The sequence below is a fragment of the Emticicia sp. W12TSBA100-4 genome (genome assembly GCF_040253585.1).
GTDB lineage: Bacteria > Bacteroidota > Bacteroidia > Cytophagales > Spirosomataceae > Emticicia.
In genome coordinates this window covers 358,125-378,813 of the sequence record NZ_JBELAU010000006.1, presented here as the reverse complement: position 1 = coordinate 378,813, position 20,689 = coordinate 358,125, and the positions used below count along the sequence as shown (strand labels likewise).

Annotated in this window: 17 protein-coding genes; 11 read left to right on the top strand and 6 right to left on the bottom strand. The window is 37.7% G+C overall.

The genetic code is table 11. The features are described from left to right. The first annotated feature begins 95 nt into the window (after positions 1-95). Positions 96-1,493, top strand: a complete 1,398-nt coding sequence (gene hslU / locus ABR854_RS10795; RefSeq protein WP_350265405.1) for an ATP-dependent protease ATPase subunit HslU — start codon at positions 96-98, stop codon at positions 1,491-1,493. 80 nt (positions 1,494-1,573) lie between these two features. Here hslU and ABR854_RS10790 read toward each other — a convergent pair whose 3' ends face one another. Beyond that, positions 1,574-2,869, bottom strand: coding sequence for a DUF937 domain-containing protein (locus tag ABR854_RS10790; protein WP_350265404.1), 1,296 nt, complete (start codon positions 2,867-2,869; stop codon positions 1,574-1,576). Between the two features lie 280 nt (positions 2,870-3,149). Here ABR854_RS10790 and ABR854_RS10785 point away from each other — a divergent pair, with 280 nt between their 5' ends. The 3 genes from ABR854_RS10785 (at position 3,150) to ABR854_RS10775 (ending at position 8,974) form a co-directional block, all read left to right on the top strand. Further along, positions 3,150-4,877, top strand: a complete 1,728-nt coding sequence (locus ABR854_RS10785; RefSeq protein ID WP_305952168.1) for an IlvD/Edd family dehydratase — start codon at positions 3,150-3,152, stop codon at positions 4,875-4,877. Positions 4,878-4,963: 86 nt separating this feature from the next. Beyond that, on the top strand, positions 4,964-5,662 hold the full coding sequence (locus tag ABR854_RS10780; protein ID WP_350265403.1) for a hypothetical protein: 699 nt from the start codon (positions 4,964-4,966) through the stop codon (positions 5,660-5,662). Positions 5,663-5,683: 21 nt separating this feature from the next. Beyond that, complete coding sequence (locus ABR854_RS10775; RefSeq protein WP_350265402.1) at positions 5,684-8,974, top strand: UvrD-helicase domain-containing protein; 3,291 nt, start codon at positions 5,684-5,686, stop codon at positions 8,972-8,974. A gap of 56 nt (positions 8,975-9,030) precedes the next feature. On the opposite strand, the gene ABR854_RS10770 is transcribed toward ABR854_RS10775, so the two are convergent. The 5 genes from ABR854_RS10770 to ABR854_RS10750 all read right to left on the bottom strand — a co-directional run bounded on the left by ABR854_RS10770 (position 9,031) and on the right by ABR854_RS10750 (position 14,043). After that, positions 9,031-10,590, bottom strand: a complete 1,560-nt coding sequence (locus tag ABR854_RS10770) for an acyl-CoA carboxylase subunit beta (RefSeq protein ID WP_350265401.1) — start codon at positions 10,588-10,590, stop codon at positions 9,031-9,033. Positions 10,591-10,767: 177 nt separating this feature from the next. Then, positions 10,768-11,508, bottom strand: coding sequence for a LytR/AlgR family response regulator transcription factor (locus tag ABR854_RS10765; protein ID WP_305952172.1), 741 nt, complete (start codon positions 11,506-11,508; stop codon positions 10,768-10,770). Positions 11,509-11,668: 160 nt separating this feature from the next. Next, positions 11,669-12,763, bottom strand: coding sequence for a sensor histidine kinase (locus ABR854_RS10760; RefSeq protein ID WP_350265400.1), 1,095 nt, complete (start codon positions 12,761-12,763; stop codon positions 11,669-11,671). A gap of 59 nt (positions 12,764-12,822) precedes the next feature. Further along, positions 12,823-13,293: a hypothetical protein gene (locus ABR854_RS10755; protein ID WP_350265399.1), complete on the bottom strand. Its 471-nt coding sequence runs from the start codon at positions 13,291-13,293 to the stop codon at positions 12,823-12,825. Between the two features lie 111 nt (positions 13,294-13,404). Then, on the bottom strand, positions 13,405-14,043 hold the full coding sequence (locus ABR854_RS10750; protein WP_350265398.1) for a histidine phosphatase family protein: 639 nt from the start codon (positions 14,041-14,043) through the stop codon (positions 13,405-13,407). A 158-nt stretch (positions 14,044-14,201) separates the two neighbouring features. Here ABR854_RS10750 and ABR854_RS10745 point away from each other — a divergent pair, with 158 nt between their 5' ends. The 7 genes from ABR854_RS10745 to ABR854_RS10715 all read left to right on the top strand — a co-directional run bounded on the left by ABR854_RS10745 (position 14,202) and on the right by ABR854_RS10715 (position 20,589). Next, the gene (locus ABR854_RS10745; protein WP_350265397.1) at positions 14,202-14,621 is read left to right on the top strand and encodes a hotdog fold thioesterase; all 420 of its coding nucleotides are present in this window, start codon (positions 14,202-14,204) and stop codon (positions 14,619-14,621) included. 70 nt (positions 14,622-14,691) lie between these two features. Continuing rightward, positions 14,692-15,513, top strand: coding sequence for a porin family protein (locus ABR854_RS10740; protein WP_350265396.1), 822 nt, complete (start codon positions 14,692-14,694; stop codon positions 15,511-15,513). A 169-nt stretch (positions 15,514-15,682) separates the two neighbouring features. Further along, complete coding sequence (locus ABR854_RS10735; protein ID WP_350265395.1) at positions 15,683-16,597, top strand: AraC family transcriptional regulator; 915 nt, start codon at positions 15,683-15,685, stop codon at positions 16,595-16,597. A gap of 637 nt (positions 16,598-17,234) precedes the next feature. Beyond that, positions 17,235-18,428: an MFS transporter gene (locus ABR854_RS10730; RefSeq protein ID WP_350265394.1), complete on the top strand. Its 1,194-nt coding sequence runs from the start codon at positions 17,235-17,237 to the stop codon at positions 18,426-18,428. 180 nt (positions 18,429-18,608) lie between these two features. Further along, positions 18,609-19,376, top strand: coding sequence for an SDR family NAD(P)-dependent oxidoreductase (locus ABR854_RS10725; protein ID WP_350265393.1), 768 nt, complete (start codon positions 18,609-18,611; stop codon positions 19,374-19,376). Positions 19,377-19,389: 13 nt separating this feature from the next. After that, positions 19,390-20,289 (top strand): sugar phosphate isomerase/epimerase family protein, encoded by a 900-nt coding sequence (locus tag ABR854_RS10720; RefSeq protein ID WP_350265392.1) that lies wholly within the window; start codon positions 19,390-19,392, stop codon positions 20,287-20,289. 9 nt (positions 20,290-20,298) lie between these two features. Next, positions 20,299-20,589: a Dabb family protein gene (locus ABR854_RS10715; RefSeq protein ID WP_350265391.1), complete on the top strand. Its 291-nt coding sequence runs from the start codon at positions 20,299-20,301 to the stop codon at positions 20,587-20,589. Positions 20,590-20,689: the final 100 nt, after the last annotated feature.

The window sequence follows — 20,689 nt, the reverse complement described above, 5'->3', positions numbered from 1 at the left end:
TGCTATCTATTTTGTTTTATCACAACGAAAGCTACCTTTGTAATTAATATTTAATCAAAAAGCTTAGCTTTATTATAAAGCATTTTTCTAAAATAATGTCGAAAAAAATAGAAAACCTCACACCACAACAAATCGTAAACGAACTCGATAAATATATAATCGGACAAAAAGAAGCTAAACGAAATGTGGCTATTGCACTCCGTAATCGTTGGCGAAGAATGAATGCCGCTGCTGACATGGTTGCCGAGATTATTCCAAATAATATCTTGATGATTGGCTCAACAGGTGTTGGTAAAACCGAAATAGCTCGCCGACTGGCCAAAATAGCTGATGCTCCGTTTGTAAAAGTAGAGGCCTCAAAATTTACTGAGGTTGGTTATGTGGGGCGTGATTGCGAAAGCATGGTGCGTGATTTGGTCGAACAATCGGTTAATATGGTGAAACTCGCCAAGAAGGAAGAAGTAAAAGCCAAAGCCCTTGAAGTGGTAGAAGATCAACTGCTTGATATTCTGATTCCGCCCGTAAAAGACCAAAAAGAAACAGGATTTGTTATTGAAGAGAACAAAAAAGAAATTGAAGATTATACCGAATCTTTACTAAACGAGAAAACCCGTGAGGCTTTCCGCTCAAAACTTCGTAACGGAGAACTTGACCACCGTAAAGTAGAAATTGATGTACAAACAGGCGGAATGCCAAATATTGGTGTAATGGGTGGGCCGATTGATGATATGTCAATGCTCAACATTCAAGAAATGTTGGGTGGGATAATGCCCAAAAAAGGTAAAAAACGTAAACTGACAATTGCTGAAGCAAGAAAAGTTTTATTGGATGAAGAAGCCTCAAAACTTATCGACATGGATGAAGTAAAAGAGGAGGCAATCTGGAAAGCCGAAAATCTCGGAATTATATTTATTGATGAAATTGACAAAATTGCCAATAGTGGAGCAAAATCGGGTGGGGGAGCAGATGTTAGCCGTGAAGGTGTGCAACGAGATTTACTCCCAATTGTCGAAGGAAGTGCCGTAAATACCAAGCACGGAACCGTAAAAACCGACCATATTTTATTTGTTGCTGCTGGAGCATTTCACGTTTCAAAACCTTCTGATTTAATTCCTGAATTACAAGGGCGTTTTCCAATTAGAGTAGAATTGGAGAGCCTAACCGAAGATAATTTCTACCAGATTCTGAAAGCACCCAAAAATGCCCTCACGAAACAATACATTGCAATGCTCGATGCCGAAGGTGTAACATTAACTTTTGAAGATGATGCTTTGAGAGAACTTGCTCGTATTGCATTTGAAGCCAATAGCGAAGTAGAAAACATTGGTGCAAGAAGACTACAAACCGTTATGAGTCATTTACTCAACGAAATCATGTTTGATGTACCCGATAATATTGTCATGGATTCTACGATTATAATCACTAAAGAATTAGTTGCTAATCGTCTTTCGGGTTTAGTAAAAAACCGAGATTTAAGCCAGTATATTTTGTAGAAGTTTTAGGGCTGAAAATAACAAAAAAGCGTGAAGGTATCCCTCCACGCTTTTTTGTTGGTACGCTCGCTATATTATTCTTATTTCGAGACTATCTTAATATCAGCACCATTGCCCGCACCATTTGTGCCGATTGCGTCAATCCTTGTATCAACAATTCCTTTTACCAAAAGTTTCTTTTTGATAGCAAATGCTCTTTTGGTCGCCATTGTTTTGTTGTCCATACCAACAGCATTATTTGAGTGTCCTTGTAGCTGAATCTGCATTTTTGGATATTTAATCATCAAATCGGCTAACTCATCAATAATCAAATCAGACTCTGCATCAAGAGCTTGTGAACCTTTCACAAAGGCTACATTTGCCATCGGAAAAATCTGCCCAACTGGTTTGGCTTTATCAACTAAATAAGCATTTAAGCCCTCTCCAAAGGTACTATATTGCTCGCTTGAAGTCAACGATGGGGTAGTTGTAGCTGCTGCTATTGAATCTTTTATAGCAACTGAGTCAATGATTGGTTTGGTAATTGTATCAGGCTGAATCGCAGTTGAGTCCATGACCAACTCTTCACCAAGGTTTTCGGACTGAGATGGTTTATAAAAATTCATATACCAATACACTCCACCAGCAATTACTGCTGCACCGAGTAAACCAATCAACAATGTTTTAATCGGAATTGGCGAGCTACTCGTTTCTTCTTCTTCATCTGCTACTGATTGGGCTGCACTTTTAGAAGCTGAGGTTTCATCTGCTGAAACAATGTTTTTTCCTTTGATAGAAGCGGGTTTTGCTGAAACCGATTTTTTAGCCGAAACAAATTTAGGCGAGAGCAATTCCTGCAAACCTAACTGCGGAATCATTTTTTCGAGTAATTCTTCTGGAACTAACTTGAAAAGTGGTTCGTGGTGATCGCTCAGAAATGTGATTAAACCATCAACATCAAGTTTGTTAGTGTCCATTTCTTTGCTGACTGCATCAATCAACAACGGAGCAGCAAGGCTCGAATACATCGTTGAAGAGTTTTTCTTGATACCCGCATAGATACCAATCATGCTTACAAGTGGACTTTTGTAGGCAGGAAAAATCTGACTAATCAGACCGTCACCAACTTTTAAGATATTATCTAATTTATCTTTTTTATTTAGATAAGACATCACATCTCCAATCAGTTCTCCACCTTGATTGCCTTTTTGTATTTGATTGAAAAGCATACTCACGCTCATCATACTACTCGTACGACGCACCAAACCCGCCACCAATGTATAAAAAATACCATCTAATGCTTTTCGTGTTTTCTCTGGCTCTTCTTCAGAAAGCTTGGCAATCTTTGATACCACTTCATCTGTCAGAGCCTCGTTCAACGTATCAAATAAGTTCATAAGTTTATTTTTATTTAAATAATTGGCAATTGTTTCCTACAAAATTTATAATTTGGTGCAAAACAACACAAAAGTACGGATTTTTGATAGAAATTTCACACCTTTTTCTTGATATTCATACTACAACGATTTTTTTTTTTTTTCTATGACTATGTAGTAAGATAATGTAATTGCTTGATAATCAGCTTGTAAGTTAAAAAAAATATCTTAAAGATTTTAATATAAATATATCTATCGACCTTAGTCAATATTATTTGACTAATAAAATCATAATTAAATTATGCCGAAGCAAGAGAATGAAAATTTACGTAGCCAAGATTGGTTTGGGAAAGAAGGAAAAGACGGGTTTATATACCGAAGTTGGATAAAAAATCAAGGCTATCCAGCACATCAATTTAAAGGAAAACCAGTTATCGGAATCTGTAATACTTGGTCGGAAGTAACACCCTGTAACGGACATTTTAGAGAGTTGGCTCAAGTAGTAAAAAATGGTGTGTATGAAGCGGGGGGCTTTCCATTAGAATTTCCAGTGATGTCGCTTGGCGAAACCATCATTCGCCCAACTGCCATGCTTTATCGAAATTTGGCCGCCATGACCGTTGAAGAAAGCATCAGAGGAAATCCTTTCGATGCTATTGTCTTGCTTACAGGTTGTGATAAAACAACTCCTTCGCTGGTGATGGGTGCTGCCAGTTGTGATTTACCGACGATTGTTGTGCCGGGTGGACCAATGCTCAATGGGCGTTTCCAAGGTAAAGCCATTGGTTCTGGAACTGATGTTTGGCGTTTTGCAGATGATTTGAAAACGGGCAAGATGACTCCCGAAGAGTTTGAAGAGGCCGAATCGTGCATGAGCCGAAGTGTAGGGCATTGCTCAACAATGGGAACTGCCTCAACAATGGCCGTAATGGTTGAAGCTTTGGGGCTTACATTACCGGGGGCGTCAGCAATTCCAGCGGCTGATTCTCGCAAAAAAGTGTTAGCTCACATGTCGGGTATGCGTGCCGTTGAAATGGTAAAAGAGAATCTTACACTTTCAAAAGTACTTACTCGTGAAGCTTTTGAAAATGCCATTATGATGAATGCTGCAGTGGGTGGTTCTACTAATTTAGTGTTGCATTTATTGGCAATTGCTGGTCGAATTGGCGTAGATGTAAACCTCGAAGATTTTGATAAAATAGGTAGTAAAATGCCATTTTTATTGAATCTCATGCCTTCAGGTAAATATTTGATGGAAGATTTTTATTATGCTGGTGGACTTCCTGCCGTAATTAAAGAAATGGAAAAATACCTGCACCGTGATGCCATTACGGTCAATGGTAAAAGTTTGGTAGAAAACTCGAAAGGGGCAAAAATTTGGAACGATGATGTAATTGCGAGTGCTGAAAATCCGATTTTACGTGAAGGAGGGATTGCAGTAGTAAAAGGGAATCTTTGTGAAAACGGAGCAGTTATTAAACCTTCGGCAGCTTCGCCACATTTGATGCAGCACCGAGGAAAAGCCGTCGTTTTTGAAACAATCGAAGATTATCACGCCCGCATCGACGACCCAAATCTCGAAATCGACGAAACTTCGGTGATGGTTCTGAAAAACGTTGGCCCGAAAGGCTACCCAGGAATGCCTGAAGTTGGAAATATGCAATTACCAAAGAAATTACTCGAAAAAGGTATTACTGACATGGTGCGTATCTCCGATGCTCGTATGAGTGGAACTGCCTATGGAACTGTATTTTTGCACGCTTCGCCCGAATCGGCAGTAGGCGGAACACTTGGATTGGTGCAAAACGGCGATGAAATCGAGGTAGATGTGCCAAACCGTAAAATTCATCTGCACGTTTCTGATGAAGAATTAGCCGAACGTCGAAAGAATTGGACACCAATTGATTTAGGCTATGATCGTGGTTATACGAAAATGTATATCAATACGGTAATGCAGGCTGATAAAGGTGCTGATTTAGACTTTTTAGTTGGAAAATCAGGACATGAAGTGAAACGAGAGTCTCACTAATACTTAATTACGAAAATACATTGGGTGCTTTTTACTTTTTTGAAAAGCACCCAACCCTATGATAAATTCCTCAACAAAACTGCTTTATGAGAATAAACCTATTATTTATAAGCATAATCTTGATTGTGCTTATAGGAGAATGTATTACACATGAATACATTGATAAAGACCAAGCAGAATTGTGGAGTAATAATTTTAGAATTATATCTTGGATTTTAATGGGCATTTGGTTTTATCAACTGCAAAAAGGTATATTTGAATTTCGACAGTGGCTTTTTTTATTCAGTATTGTTTTGCCTGTTGCTGTTTCTCTCATTTCTTTTTTACTTCCCGAACCTATTGCGATTATTGTCAATATATGTATTAATACCTTCATTTTTTTGATATGGATTTACTACTTTCATGCGATGGGGGCAAAGATAAGTTTTAGAGATTCGGATAATAATTTTCAGAAGATTATTCCTGCTTTTTTGATTTTCCCTCTTTCATTCTATTTTTTTAGTTTATATGAAGCTCTTTCTGGAGTCTATTCTATTATAGTTTTTATTTACACTGTTATTTTCTCATATACAGGTATTTTGTCAGTTTTTTTACCAGTGGGTGATGAACGCCGACTTTATATCATCTTAGGGTTTTCGCTATTGGTGGTGGCCAATATTCTGAATGCGTACCATACATTTTTGGAGAGACTTTTTTGGGCATATCCTGTTGTAAGAGCAATCACAGTAGCCTCTAAATGTATGTTTATTTATGGTATTGCCGATTTTAGGGTGAAAAAGATTTGAGTTTTAATCAAAATATTACTAATGTCGAAATTTAACGTATATAGCTCTTCAGCTGGTTCTGGGAAAACATATACACTTACACGAGAGTATCTCAAACTCGCTCTTGGCAGTGATAAAGCTTACTATTATAAGCGAATTTTGGCCATTACTTTTACCAACGATGCTGCCTCCGAAATGAAGGAGCGTATATTGGCAGCTTTGAAGGAGATTGCAGATGTGCAGAACTTTAACGAAAAATCTAAGTTCTGGGGGATGTTTCGAGAAATTGCCAATGAACTAAAACTTCCCGATGAAATTCTTCAACTCAGAGCGGCGGCGGTTTTTAGTCATATTATTCAGGAGTATTCTGATTTTGCTGTAAAAACAATTGATAGTTTTGTTAATCAACTCGTCAATGCTTTTACCGAAGATTTGGGCTTGCCCTATAACTACGAAATCGTATTGGATTCTAAGACGGTCATGACCGAGGCCGTCGAACGGCTGATTGAAAAAGCGGGTCTTGACGAGCACCAAGACGTGACTCGTATTTTGGAACACTTCGTAGAAGAAAAAGTTTCGGACGGTAAAACTTGGAATTTCGTAACCGAAGAATTGGCCAATTTCGGAAATCACCTCATCAACGACCAATTCTATTCATCGCTCATCAAGCTCGACTCGCTCGATCCAAAAGACTTTTGGCATATTTCAAATAATATTTACACCTATCTAAAATCGGTTGAGGAAGGCATCAAGGCTTTAGCTGAAAAAGCGATTCAATATATTGAAAATCAAGGGCTTAGTGTTGATGATTTCACGCAAAAAGCCAAAGGGATCGGCGGGTATTTTTATAATATGCGAGAAGATTTTGAAGATGAATATTTTAGAAAAAAAGATAAATCTCCAAACTCTTACCAATGGGCGGCCATCAACGAAGATAAATGGTATAGTGCCAAAACACCAACACCTGTAAAAGTAGCCATTGATTCAATCAAGGAAGATTTGACGGCAATTTTCCAAGAAATGCAGGAATTTAAAACACAGCATTTGCCAAAATACGCCTTGTTTACGATGATTAAACCCAACCTTCGTAAACTATCTTTATTGAAGAAAATCAAGGCTGAATTTGATGCTGTTTTAGAAGATAAAAACCAAGTTTTTATATCGGAATTTAACCGTAAAATTCTGCAAATCATTTTGTCAGAACCCGTGCCGTTTATCTACGAACGCATTGGCGAACGCTACAATCATTTGTTGGTCGATGAGTTTCAGGATACTTCCGATATGCAGTTTTATAACCTATTACCGCTCATCGAAAACTCGTTGGCCAATAATCACTTCAATCTCATCGTGGGCGATGCCAAGCAGGCAATTTACCGTTGGAGAGGTGGAAAAATGGACTTAATTGTGCATTTGTTCAAAAATGAAGTGGAAATGTTGATGAATAATTCGCTCATTCAAGATTTTCAGATTGAGCAATTTATGACCATTTCCAATTATATTAGTCCGCAAAACTTAAAAACTAATTATCGAAGTAGCCGAGAAGTGATTGATTTTAACAATCGTTTTTTTGCCTCGGTAATGAGAGAACACGAAAATATTTTCCCTTTTTTGAAAGATGTTTATGCTGATTTTTTTCAAGAAACGCCCGAAAATGCTAAAACTGGTGGACACGTTCAGATTGAATTTTTAGATTACGTAAAAGGTGAAAATCTGATGCTGGGTCGCACGGTCGAGATAATCCAGCAAGTGCTTGATGAAGGCTATTCGATGGGCGATATTGCTATTTTGTGTCGAAAAAATAAAGACTCGGCCGAAATTGCTAATTTTTTAGTTGAAGCCAATTTTAAAATCATTTCTCGTGACTCACTTTTGCTCAAAAACTCGCCAATTGTGCGGCTTTTGGTGGCTTTTATGCGAGTGGTCAATCAACCTGATAATCGCTTGGCAAAATCGGAAGTTGCGTATTTATTTTATCAAACAATTCTCGGTCAAATACCTGATAATAAGGCCAATGATTTAATTTCGGATGCCGTTGATGCCGCACAAATTGCCGATTTTTATTTACTTTTTGCCCAACATGGCTTTAAGCTGGATTCGATAAATCTCAACAAAGCAGGGATTTATGAATTGGCCGAAAAAATCATCCATGTATTCCAATTATTCGAGCGAACCGACAGAAAATCTTATCTTTTTAGATTCTTGGATGTAGTGCTAAATTACAGCCTTAAAGAAAGCAATCACCTACAAGATTTCTTGAATTTTTGGGATGATAAAAAAGATAGTTCGGCACTTTCGGTCAAATCTCCTGCCGAGCAAGATGCTATTACAATCACAACCGTTCACCGCTCAAAAGGACTTGAGTATCCAGTCGTAATTATTCCTTATGCTCAATGGGATATCGAACCGAATAATTATTCAGAACTTTGGGCTGATTTAGAGAGACTTGATTATGAAGAACTTAGCTATGATAAGCAAGGCGATGCTGTGAGGCTTTTATCAGCACCGATAAAGATAAATAGTAAAATGTTGATGACCGATTTAGCGGGACAATACGCCAAAGAATTTGAAGCGATTTTCCTCGAAAATCTCAATATGCTTTATGTGGCATTTACGAGAGCGGTTGATAAACTATTTGTGCTTTCGGGCAAAAATTACCATAATAAAGTGCAGGGAGTGGGAGGGTTGATGCAAGGCTTTTTGTTGGCGGAAGAATTATATCAAGCTGACCAAAATATTTATGAAATTAGTCAAGGGCGTTTCATAAAAAAAGAGAAACCTGCACCCGAAGAGCGTGATGTGATTTTTCTACCAAAAGTAATAAGCGAAGACCGCAGCGATAAACTACGTTTACGACGAATATCAGAGAAAATCTTCGACCCAGAAACGCTTGATAAAACCAAAGACCGAGTAAATAAACTACATGAAGCCTTTGTAAAAATCAAGACCCGAAAAGATATTCCGAGAGCGATTCAATTGCTTGAATTTGAGGGAGTTATAAGCCCGAAAGAAAGCGATGGAATTATAGAATCAGTCGAAAAAATCATTGCTTTGCCCGAACTCAAAGCACTTTTTGAAGAAGGTTTGCAGGTTGATAATCAGCGAGAAATATTGCTCAACGGAGCAGATGCACAATGCCCCGACCGAGTAGTAATGAAAGATGGAATTGTGCATATCATTGATTATAAAACAGGCACAAGCAAAGACCAAAACAAACACGAACGCAACACCCGACAAGTGCGGAATTACGGCAAACTTTATCGCCAAATGGGCTATGATAAAATAGAAATGATACTGGTTTATTTAGAAACGAGTGAGGTTATACGAGTGGCGTAATATATCGAAAAATATGCCGTAGGTGGTTAAAAAAACACCTACGGCATGAAATAATTCTACAAAGGAATATTGCCATGTTTTTTGCGAGGCAAATTAGTTGCCTTATTTTCAAGCATTTTAAATGCCTTCAAGAGTTTCTCACGAGTATCGGCTGGATTAATTACTTCGTCGATATAGCCACGATGTGCTGCTTTATACGGGTTGGCAAATTTATCGGTGTATTCATCGACTTTATTTTTCAATTCAGTCGCCGAATCTTCTGCTTCCGAAATCTCTTTTCTGAAAATAATTTCTGCTGCACCTGCTGCTCCCATTACCGCAATTTCGGCCGAAGTCCAAGCATAATTCATATCAGCACCGATATGTTTCGAGTTCATTACGCAATATGCTCCGCCATAAGCTTTGCGAGTAATAACAGTAATGCGTGGAACCGTGGCTTCACAGAAAGCATAAAGTAATTTTGCACCGTGCGAAATAATACCGTTCCATTCTTGGTCAGTACCTGGCAAGAAACCTGGGACGTCTTCCAGAACCAAAAGTGGAATATTATAACAATCACAGAAACGCACAAATCTCGCACCTTTCAAACTTGCATTAATGTCGAGGACACCCGCCATCACGGCTGGCTGATTTCCCACAACCCCGATACTACGACCACCGATTCGAGCAAAACCAACGACAATATTTTCGGCAAAGTTTTTATGTACTTCAAAGAAACTGCCTTCGTCAACCAATTGCTCCACAACCTCACGCATATCATAAGGCTGATTGGGGTTTTCGGGCATTAATTTGTTTAATTCGGGGCGTTTTTCGTTGCCGTTCGACTCATAAGGAGTGAAAGGTGGTTGCTCTTCGCAGTTTGATGGAATATAGCTAAAGAGCTTTTTGATGTCGTTGATGCACTCAATTTCGTTGGCCGATACGAAATGAGTAACGCCAGATTTTGTAGCGTGGGTCATTGCTCCACCCAGTTCTTCCGAACTTACATCTTCGTGGGTAACTGTTTTTACAACGTTTGGCCCAGTAACAAACATGTACGAAGTATTTTCAACCATCATTACATAATCTGTCAAAGCAGGTGAATAAACGGCCCCGCCAGCACATGGCCCCATGATAGCTGAAATTTGAGGAATTACACCTGAAGCGAGCGTATTGCGGTAGAAAATATCAGCATAACCTGCCAACGAGTTTACACCTTCCTGTATTCTTGCTCCGCCTGAGTCATTCAAGCCAATTACTGGAGCTCCATTTTGCATGGCCATATCCATGATTTTACAGATTTTTTCGGCGTAAGTTTCAGAAAGTGAACCGCCAAAAACCGTAAAATCTTGGGCAAAAATATAGACCAAACGCCCCGAAATTGTACCGTAACCAGTTACTACACCATCGCCCAGATAATATTCTTTATCTAAGCCGAAGTCTTTGCTGCGGTGCATCACAAACTTGCCAATTTCTTCAAATGTTCCTTCATCGAGTAGGAGTTCGATGCGTTCACGAGCGGTGAGTTTTCCTTTTTTATGTTGAGCTTCAATTCTTTTCTCGCCTCCTCCCAAAAGAGCTTCTTCATTTTTACGATTCAGAATTTCGAGTTTGTCTAAATTTGATTTTGCTGTCATTGTTATCTTCGATGTTCGTTGAGTTGGACAAATCTAAGAAAATCTACAACAAAAAGACGAGTTATGGGCTGGCTATTTTCGGATTTTATTGCTAAATAAAAATAGATATAGGAGATGGTGGGTAGAGACGTTGCATTGCAACGTCTCTACGGCTAAATATTTTGTAGAATAATTATGTTATAATGACATCAAATCTTTGAATTTGATTGCTTGTCGGCGAGAAATTTCAATTTTTTCGGTCGTAGTTCCCTTTTCGGTTGTTTTGAGTGTGACTAAAAGTCCACCCGAAAACCACGGCTCGATTTTATCAATCCAAGCCAAGTTAATGATGTGCTTGCGGTTGGCACGGAAATAAATTTTGGGGTCGAGGCGTTCTTCGAGGCTATTCAAAGATTTCAAAATCATTGGTTTTTGGTCGTCGAAGTGCAAACGTACATAATTACCCATTGATTCAAACAAACGCACTTTGCCGAGTTTTACGAACCAGCATTTTTCGCCATCTTTCACAAAAACTTGGTCAGCTTCGCCCAAAAGTTTGATTCCTTCCTTACGTTCTACTTCATGTATTTGCTCTTCTTCTACACGTTGAATTGCTTCGGCTAAGCGTTGCATATCAACGGGTTTCATTAAATAATCAAGAGCATTGAATTCAAACGCTTTAAGTGCATATTCGTCATAAGCAGTTGTGAAGATAACTTCTGGCACTTTTCCTTCGATGGCTTCGAGTAACTGAAAGCCATTTTTGCCTGGCATCTGAATATCCAAGAATAATAAATCAGGCGATAATTCATCAATCAGATTAAGGGCTTCATCGGCATTTGCAGCTTCTCCAATAATTTCGATTTTGGGAAAATTTTCTAACAAACGACGTAGTTCGTTTCGAGCCAAGCGTTCGTCATCTACGATAAGTGCTTTCATTTGGTAATTTGTTATTGGGGAATTGGTTATTGGTTTACTGGTTATTGGTGAACTGGTTATTGGTATTCTGTTTACGTGGGAATAGCTAATGGTAGATTGGATAAACGTTTCAACTAATAAATTTACCAATAACAAATAACCAGTACACTAATAACCAACTTCAGCTCGCTGCTCGAATATTTGACGAATCAAGCGAGATATTATTATTTTTTACATCAATATTTCCTGTTGGAATTACTATTTCAGCACAAACAGTTAGGTTATCTTCTTGATAAATCTTGAAAGAAGCATCTGTTCCATAAAGAATATCAAGCCTTTGTGCTGTATTTTTTAAACCAAAACCACCAGATTCTGAGTCAGAGTCGGTGCTGTGGAGTTGACCAGTGTTTCTAATTTTTATATATAATTTATCTTCTACAATACTGGTGTTGATTTCGACAAAACCCCAGCCGATGGCCTTTTGTACACCGTGTTTGATGGCGTTCTCTACTAAAGTTTGGAGCATCATCGGTGGTACTTGTATGCCCAGAGTATTTTCATCAATATCCCATTTTGATTGTAGTCGCTCTTCATAACGTACTTTTTCGAGTGCCAGATAATCTTCAATCGTGCGGAGTTCTTCTTTAAGCGAAATCGTTGTACGGCGGTCGGCAATGAGTGAGCTTCTGAGAATATTTGATAGCTGAGTAATGCCTTGTTGTGCTTTGGTTGGGTCTTCATAAACTAATGCTCTGATACTATTTAAAGCATTGAACATAAAGTGTGGATTCATCTGTGCTTTGAGAACTTTTGCTTCGGTTTCTTTGATTGAAGTGCGAAGTTTGAGTTGTTCAATTTCACGTTGACGTTTTTCTTCTGAATAATGATAAAAGATATAAATCAAGACCCAAACCATTACTGGTTTTGAGAGATTGATGAAGTATTCGATGGCAAGAATTGGCTCTTCGCTGATGAGTTGCCCCGTATATTTAGCATCAAGTGGTAAATTGAGAGCTACCATCAGATCGGTCATTATAAAAACGCCAAGTAAAACCCTGATGGCGAGTTGCGGAAGAGGTAATGTAATCCAATTATAACGTTTTACAATATAACGGAATGTATGCGTTAGGAAAATCGTCAAAATTATATTGGCAAATGCTTGAAAAAGCAACTGATTTTCAAAACCGTATTGAAGCGTGTATGCAAAGACTTCGTTACCGAAATAAAGCGACCAGCCGACAATCTGAAATAACCAATATAATTTGTTTTTACTCATAATCTTTCAAAGTATTTGCCTAACTCGATTTATTATTTCCTTTTATCTTACGCCTTATCTTACGCCATTGCTCCCGACATGGATGCCATGAAATAGTTGGCAGCATAAACCCCGAGTAAAACCAATAAAATGGTTTGCGGTTTGTTGTCGAATGTAATGTCGTAATTATAATTTAACTTATTCCAGTTAAGTTGTGGGTCAAATTGAATTAGTTTTTCTTCATTTTTGTTTTCAAGTACGAATTTATTGCCCAAAAAGCCTTTCGCTTTCAAAATAAATTCTTGTCCATCGTGAAAATTAAATTCGATTTGTCCACGCCAATTCATTGCTAATTTTGCTATTTCTGCTCCGTTTTTTGTAACGTTAATACTTGTATCAAAAATACCAATGTGTTCAATTCCATATATATCTGAATTGGGCAATTTAATTTCAGCTTTTAGCGAAACTATACTCTCATAAATTAACTCCCCTAAGAGCTGTCCATTTTCAGTCAATTGAAAAGTCTTTCTATTTGTCGATTTTGCTTCCATTTTATTTTGCTTTAGAGTAGAATTTTTCAACACAAAATAAAAATACAGAAAACCCGACTAAAAAGACGGGTTTTCTACATCAAAGGGAAAATGATTCGATAAACGGACATATTATTTTACCAAGAGTTCGGCCAAGTGGGTAGTATCGTTGGCTACCTCAAGGCTAAACTTTTGCGTGTTATAATCATAGCTTAGGCGATAAAGGCATAAATTACTATGACTGAAATTATCCATTTCGGAAAGTGGAAGGTCGAGCAGGTGAGTTAGCAAGATTCTAATGGCACGACCGTGCATAGCTACTAAAATTGTTTTTTCATCAGAACGAGCGATTATTTCTTCAAAAGCAACTTTCTGACGAGCCACTACTTGCTCTGGCGTTTCGCCCCCTGGAGCTGCCGGAATATCGGTTTTTCCTTTGCTCCAATTGGCTATTATTTCGAGATAATTTTCATCTTCGAGGTAATTTGGTACTTTTCCTTCTTTTTCGCCCCAACTAATTTCGTTTAGTCCTTCGTACTGCTCATACGGAATGCCAAGATTAATAAATTCTTGTACCGATTGCACAGTTCGACGTAGTTTTGAAGTATAAATTTTATCAAACTCGATGTGTTGATATGCATCAAAAAAAGCTTTTGCCTGTAAAAATCCCAGTTCGTTAAGGTCTGAGTCGATGCCACTGCCTTGAACTACTCCTCGACGATTAAACTCAGTTTCTCCGTGACGAATCAAATAAATTGTTTTGGTAAGCAAAATATCAGTATTTAAAATTGAAACTATCTAAAACAAACCTTAGTTTTGACCTTAAAACTAATAAAGTCGCAAAATTACGAAATATTAGGCTTGATAAGTAAGTGATTATATAAATTTTGAAATTTTTTAAAATAACGAACCAAAACATATAATAGAGAATGATTTTTAAGAATAAGTTTGATTTGACTAAACAATTTGGTGAAGTTTCGATGGGCGACCATCTCGGAATTGAGTTTTTGGAAATTGGGGATGATTTCGTAACCGCTCGAATGCCTGTTGACCACCGAACCAAACAACCATTTGGGATTTTGCACGGTGGAGCATCGGTAGTTTTGGCCGAAACACTCGGTAGTATTTCTTCGGTGATGTGTTTGGATGATATGGAAAAACAGCGAGCCGTAGGTCTTGAAATCAATGCAAATCATATTCGGTCGGTAAGCAGTGGTTGGGTTTACGGAAAAGCGACTCCGATACACATTGGCCGAAGTACACATATTTGGGACATTAGAATTACGTCGGAAGAACAAAAACTGGTTTGTGTGGTGCGTCTGACAGTTGCTGTGATTGAAGCAAAGTAAGGCTTTATGGCTTGATTTTTGCTTAAAAATGTGTAGTTTAATATTGAGTGAATTATAAAAAAGTTTTTAGATGAAAAAACTATTATTAGTATTATTAAGTGTGGTATCAAGCACTCTTTTTGCCCAAGAAAAAGCAGATTCAACGTTAATAAAGACCGATTCGGTGAAAGTTGATACTTTGATTAATCAGCAAGAGGTTTCAAAAAAACGCAAAAAAGTAGAAGAAGATACTTTGAGCTATACAGAAGAGTTCAAACGTGACCGAGTGAAATTCCAGTTTGGACTTCGTGGTGGCGTAAATTTTGGTCGATACCAAATCAAAGAAATAAAAGATGTGGTGCGAGTTACTTCTTCGGGTTTACCGCAATTTCCAATCGTAAGAGATAATTTCTTGAATAATGCACAATCGGCATTGGGTTATTTAGGTGGCGTGTTTGTACGTATGACTCGTGGTTCGTTTTATTTTCAGCCTGAGGCTGTTTATTCTCAAAAAGGAGGGAAGTTTGATATTTTGCAGACAAATGGTAATCTTTTTAAACGTGTCAATGGGACAATCAATGCAATTGATATTCCGCTGACATTCGGACTACGTTTTCGTCAAGGGAGAATTTTTGCAGGGCCAGTAGCGTCGTTTCCAATGAGTTTTAATCAGGAAATAGAAGATGCTCTGAACGTTTATACCGTAAAAGATTTTAAGAATGAATTATTAACTCGACCAAAGTTTGGTGTAAATGCAGGCATTGGTTTTGAATTTAAGCATTTCTTTATCGAAGGCCGATACGAAGGTTTGTTTATTAACATGATTGATTATGAAATCGGACCAACTAATAATCCTGTCCAGTTTCAGATGTCTCCAAGTCAATTTCAGATTTCGATAGGTTTGGTGAAATAATAGATTAAAGAATGTCAACTCACTTGTGGCATTCTTTATATCCTTTGTAAATTTTTATATTAGTGGTCCTTTCTTATTAATGGCTTTAAGCTCGAAAAACTTATTATTGCAAATTGTGTATTTTGGTTTTTATTAGTTACTTTGACACTGGATATTGAACCAAACGAATTTGAACCAAAAAGAAAGTAAAATAGCCCCACTTTCACCGAAAGAGTTAAATATTCATCATTTTGGCGGTGAATGGGAGATGAACGTGGGCGATTTTCATCACCTGTTTCATATCAATAAGGTAGAAGAAGTGCTTCCAAAAATCAAATTCCCACTTCAACCTCACCGAAAAACTGTCTATGATTTTTTCTTTCTGACTGAAGGGCATTCAGTACGAAGCAAAGGATTACACGAATATAAATTTGAGAAGAATACTTTCTTTTTCTTGCCAGCGTATCAGATTTCAACGCACGAGTATATTAGTAAAGAAGCCAAAGGTTTTTTTTGTCATTTTGATGCAGAAATTTTTTCAAAACTTTTCCCAAATAATCAACTGGCGGAGCAATTTAGCTTTTGGCAGTTTTCGGGCGAGCCTTTAGTAGAAGTAAATGAAAATATTCAACAACCAATCTTGAATATTCTTGAGCGTTTATTGTATGAATACGAAACCAATAAATCGCTGAATACCAATCTGATTACTGCTTATTTACTGACATTATTTACTGAATTAAGCGTTTTTCAGAAGGCACAGGTCAATTTGCCCAAAAATGCCGCTTTGCGTGTCACCGAGAAATATAAAAACCTCCTTTCGCAACACATCTACAAAACCAATAAGGTGGCCGATTATGCTTCTATGCTTGCCATCACGCCCGACCACCTCAATAAGTGCGTAAAGGCAACCGTTGGCCGTACTTCGCAAGAATTGCTCGCCGATATGATTATTCTCGAAGCAAAAGTACTTTTGAAACAAACAAATCTCTCCATTAGCGAAATTGCTTTTCGTTTTTCCGAAACAAATCCGAGTGATTTTACAAGATTTTTCAAAGCCAAAACTGGTGTATCGCCAAAAGAGTTTAGAAGAATCGTAATCTCATAACTTTGTAGTATTTCTGCATAAACCAATCAAATTCTTATCAATATCAATCCTAATTGTCGGATTTTGCATGATTTTTATCGTTTTGTGCTAATTTTTCTCGCCTTACTCTTATTAGTTTTGTACAATAATTTATGGAAACCTTAATAAAAAAAGCTGATAGAGCCTGCAAGCCCTATCAGCCGAATAACTCTCTCGAACCGACCAAAGTATCAAAGAGAGACAAAGGTTTGAAAGCGTATCTTTAAACCTAATTACAAAAAAATGAGAAAATCATCTGTAAAAAAAGGATTTTAGTCAGTTTTTATTATAAATATCTTCAGTTTATCGGTTTTTGCACAATCTGCCAAAGTATTTGGAAAGGTAACTGATGAAAAAAATCAAGCACTTGTTGGCGTTTCGGTTGTAGTTAAAGTTAGAACTAAGGGCCGATTACTTGATTTTGAGATAAATTTTAATGTAGGTTGAAATAGTTTAATCGAAACGGGATAGATGTTTTTCTATCCCGTTTTTAAAGTTTTTTGAAAATTGATGGGGGTATTTCGTAAGAGAGCAATATTTTATGCTGATTTAAAGCTGTAACAATTGATAGTAAAAACAAATCAAGATTTATTATTATTTAAAAATAACCCTAAACCTAATGAAAAAAGGAATTTTCTCTTACGAAAACGGCATCGTGCTACTCATGGCACTTACTTTCGGTTGTTTGTTCTTCGACCGCCTCGCACTTAATTTCTTAATGCCTTATGTGGCTAAAGACCTTGACCTAAATAATACCCAAATCGGACTTCTCGCTGGGGCTTTATCATTGGCTTGGGCATTTTCGAGTTTTTTCTCAACCGCATGGGCCGAAACTAACAATAAAAAGAAAATCGTTTTCATTGTAGCGGTTTTTGTTTTCTCAATTTGTTCGTTTGGTTCGGGTTTGGCTACTTCATTTTTTACTTTGTTGCTGGCTCGTTTAGTCATGGGTTTTGCCGAAGGGCCTGTTGTGCCTTTAGCTCAAAACTTTGTTGAAAGAGAATCTTCTCCAAACCGACTTGGCTTGAATGCGGGTATCTTGCAAGGTGTAGGCTCTGCACTTTTTGGGTCTATTTTAGCACCTGTATTGTTAGTAAAAATTGCCGAAAACATCGGTTGGCGAAATGCCTTTTTTGTAGCTGGAGCTCCAGGTTTATTATTGGGTTTGTTAGCTTGGAAGTTTCTCAGAAAATCAACTGTTGAAAGTGTAGCTCGAACACAAGAAAAATCGGCTCTTAATATTTCAGAATTATTACAATACAACAATGTAAAATACGGCATTGGAGCAGCTTGTTGTGTATTTGGTTGGTGGTTTTCTACATTGCCATTCATTTCAAATTATTTTGTACAAAACCAAGGCATGACGCCCGACGATATGGGTAAAACCATGGGTTTGCTCGGAGTGGCTGGTCTTGTTTCCTCGATTGTTGTTACTGCTTTATCTGATAAATTCGGACGCAAAAAAGTAGTCTTTTTCTTTCTGATTGTGGGTGCTTTATATCCGTTTGCCGTTTATTTTTTGGTTGGTATGGCTTTGCATTTACCCGCCATGTTTTTTACTTATTTTCTGATGGGAGCGATTCCGCTCGTAGCAGCCGTGATTCCTTCGGAAGCAGTTCCTGTACACCTAAAAGCTAAATCTATTGGTTTGATTACAGCCGTTGGTGAAATCGTGGGTGGGGTAATTGTACCAGCTATTGCTGGTGTATTCTCTGATAAAATTGACCCTTCGGCATTTCTTTGGGTTTCGGCGAGTTTAGCAATTTTGGGTTTGTTTTTCGTAATGAAATTGACCGAAACACTGAAAAAATAATTGTATTTTTTGAAATTTTATCTCATAAACATGATAGTGCATGAGTGTTAAATGTTGAAAATTGTATTATTTTATTCAAAAAGAAAATATAGGTCAAACTTCATTATGAAGTCAAAACAATTGAGTTTTTCGATACATTTACAGGATTTTATTTGAAAAACTTAATAGCGAAAATTAACAATGCAAAACAAACTTTTTAGTAATCAAGTAGCCATCGTTACGGGGGCAGGCGTGGGTATTGGTTTTGAAGTGGCTCGTCAATTAGTTCAGCAAGGAGCAAAAGTAGTTTTAAACGATATTGATGAAGGTTTAGCCAAATCGGCAAGCCAAAAAATCAATGAACAGGGGGGGCTTTGTGAAGCATTTGGCGGAGATATTTCAACAATCGAAACTATTGAAGCAATCGTAAAATTTGCAGTAGAAATTTTCGGAAAATTAGATATTTTAGTAGCAAATGCAGGAATTACGACTTTCGGAGATTTCTTGGCCTATCAACCCGAATCAATGCAGAAACTGCTGCAAGTCAACCTTTTTGGTACTTTTTTCTTGACACAAGCTGCTGCCAAACAAATGGTTTTGCAAGGGCGTGGCGGAAGTATTTTACTGACATCATCAGTTACGGCTCACGCTGCTCACCTCAATTTAGCTGCTTACGGAATGACCAAAGCCGCAATCGACCAACTGACCAAAAACTTGATTGTAGATTTAGCACCGCACAATATCAATATTAATACAATCGTGCCAGGGGCAACGCTCACCGAACGCACACTCGAAGATGAAGATTACATCAAAACTTGGTCGAGAATTACGCCATCGGGCCGCCCTGCAACTGTCGAAGACATTGCCAATGCCGCCTTATTTTTGGTATCACCTTTATCTCGACAAATCATGGGGCAAAACCTCGTGATTGATGGCGGTTGGACATCGGTGGGGGTTTCACCATATTAATCATAAATACAAAATGGAAACAATAGTAAAGCAGATTACTTGGCTAAAGATAGTTATAATGCTTGTTTTCGGGCTGAGCTGTTCGTTCGATGGATTGGCTCAATCGAAAGATAAACGCACAAAAAATCCTGACTGGAAATTAGGTGTAGCACTCTATACATTTAGTAATATGTCGTTTCCAGAGCAATTGGCCTATGCCGATAGTGCTTCGTTGAAATATGTAGAAGGTTTTACGTTTGGGAAAGCGGGAAGCGAACTGAAAGATTCGGTCATTATGCGATTATCGCCAACTGGTATTAAGCAGCTCAAGCAGACAGTCGATAAAAAAGGACTTAAAATGGAGTCAATTTATATCATTGGAGGTAAAAAAGTGGCAGATTGGAAAAGAGATTTTGAATTAGCCAAAAACTTTGGTGTGCGGTATGTAACCGCCGAGCCACCTCAAAATTTATGGGATAGTGTCGATAGTTTGGCGGGAGTCTATGGAATAAAGGTGGCTTTACACAATCATTGGAAAGGGAATAGTATTTATTGGCACCCCGATTCTGTGCTTTTAGCTCTAAAAGGTCACCCAAATTTTGGTGTTTGCCCCGACCTCGGTCATTATCCTAAATCGGGTATCAACCCAATAGATGCGTTGAAGAAATTAGATGGAAAAATCATCGGAATACATCTCAAAGATATTGCCGAATACAATAATCCAAAGATTCAGGATGTGCCAGTTGGAACAGGTGTGGTAAATTTTTCGGCGGTGTTTGCCGAATTGAAAAAGCAGAATTTTAAGGGAAATATCATGTTTGAACGAGACACAAAAGAGCAACCCAATAATCTGAAATCATTGAAACAAATGGTAGGCTATTACAATGAAATCTTAAAATTGCCAGCTCCGGTTTTTCCAGTGAAAAGTAAATAAATAGCAATCATGATACGACATTCGGTTATTTTAAGCCTAAAACCTCAACTTAGTTCCGAAGATAAAAAAGCATTCTTCGAGGCTGTTGTTAAACTTACTGACATACCCAACGTACAAAAGTTTGAAGTTTTGAAGCAAATTAGCCCCAAAAACAACTTTGAATACGGCATTTCAATGGAATTTGATACCCAAGAGCAATACGATTTTTACTCAAATCACCCTCAACATCAAACTTTTATTCAAGACTTTTGGATAAAATCAGTCGAAGACTTTTTAGAAATAGATTACGTGCTTCTCTGAAATTATATTCAAGAAAACTCCCTAAAAGCCAGCATAGTACATGATGGTCAATGATTTGTACTATTATATCTTTGATTATTTACTTTTCTCCCTTAAAACC

Coding starts and splice junctions, on each gene's coding strand:
- hslU (WP_350265405.1), top strand. CDS start 96: ATGTCGAAAAAAATAGAAAACCTCACACCACAACAAATCGTAAACGAA.
- ABR854_RS10790 (WP_350265404.1), bottom strand. CDS start 2,869: ATGAACTTATTTGATACGTTGAACGAGGCTCTGACAGATGAAGTGGTA.
- ABR854_RS10785 (WP_305952168.1), top strand. CDS start 3,150: ATGCCGAAGCAAGAGAATGAAAATTTACGTAGCCAAGATTGGTTTGGG.
- ABR854_RS10780 (WP_350265403.1), top strand. CDS start 4,964: ATGAGAATAAACCTATTATTTATAAGCATAATCTTGATTGTGCTTATA.
- ABR854_RS10775 (WP_350265402.1), top strand. CDS start 5,684: ATGTCGAAATTTAACGTATATAGCTCTTCAGCTGGTTCTGGGAAAACA.
- ABR854_RS10770 (WP_350265401.1), bottom strand. CDS start 10,590: ATGACAGCAAAATCAAATTTAGACAAACTCGAAATTCTGAATCGTAAA.
- ABR854_RS10765 (WP_305952172.1), bottom strand. CDS start 11,508: ATGAAAGCACTTATCGTAGATGACGAACGCTTGGCTCGAAACGAACTA.
- ABR854_RS10760 (WP_350265400.1), bottom strand. CDS start 12,763: ATGAGTAAAAACAAATTATATTGGTTATTTCAGATTGTCGGCTGGTCG.
- ABR854_RS10755 (WP_350265399.1), bottom strand. CDS start 13,293: ATGGAAGCAAAATCGACAAATAGAAAGACTTTTCAATTGACTGAAAAT.
- ABR854_RS10745 (WP_350265397.1), top strand. CDS start 14,202: ATGATTTTTAAGAATAAGTTTGATTTGACTAAACAATTTGGTGAAGTT.
- ABR854_RS10740 (WP_350265396.1), top strand. CDS start 14,692: ATGAAAAAACTATTATTAGTATTATTAAGTGTGGTATCAAGCACTCTT.
- ABR854_RS10730 (WP_350265394.1), top strand. CDS start 17,235: ATGAAAAAAGGAATTTTCTCTTACGAAAACGGCATCGTGCTACTCATG.
- ABR854_RS10725 (WP_350265393.1), top strand. CDS start 18,609: ATGCAAAACAAACTTTTTAGTAATCAAGTAGCCATCGTTACGGGGGCA.
- ABR854_RS10720 (WP_350265392.1), top strand. CDS start 19,390: ATGGAAACAATAGTAAAGCAGATTACTTGGCTAAAGATAGTTATAATG.
- ABR854_RS10715 (WP_350265391.1), top strand. CDS start 20,299: ATGATACGACATTCGGTTATTTTAAGCCTAAAACCTCAACTTAGTTCC.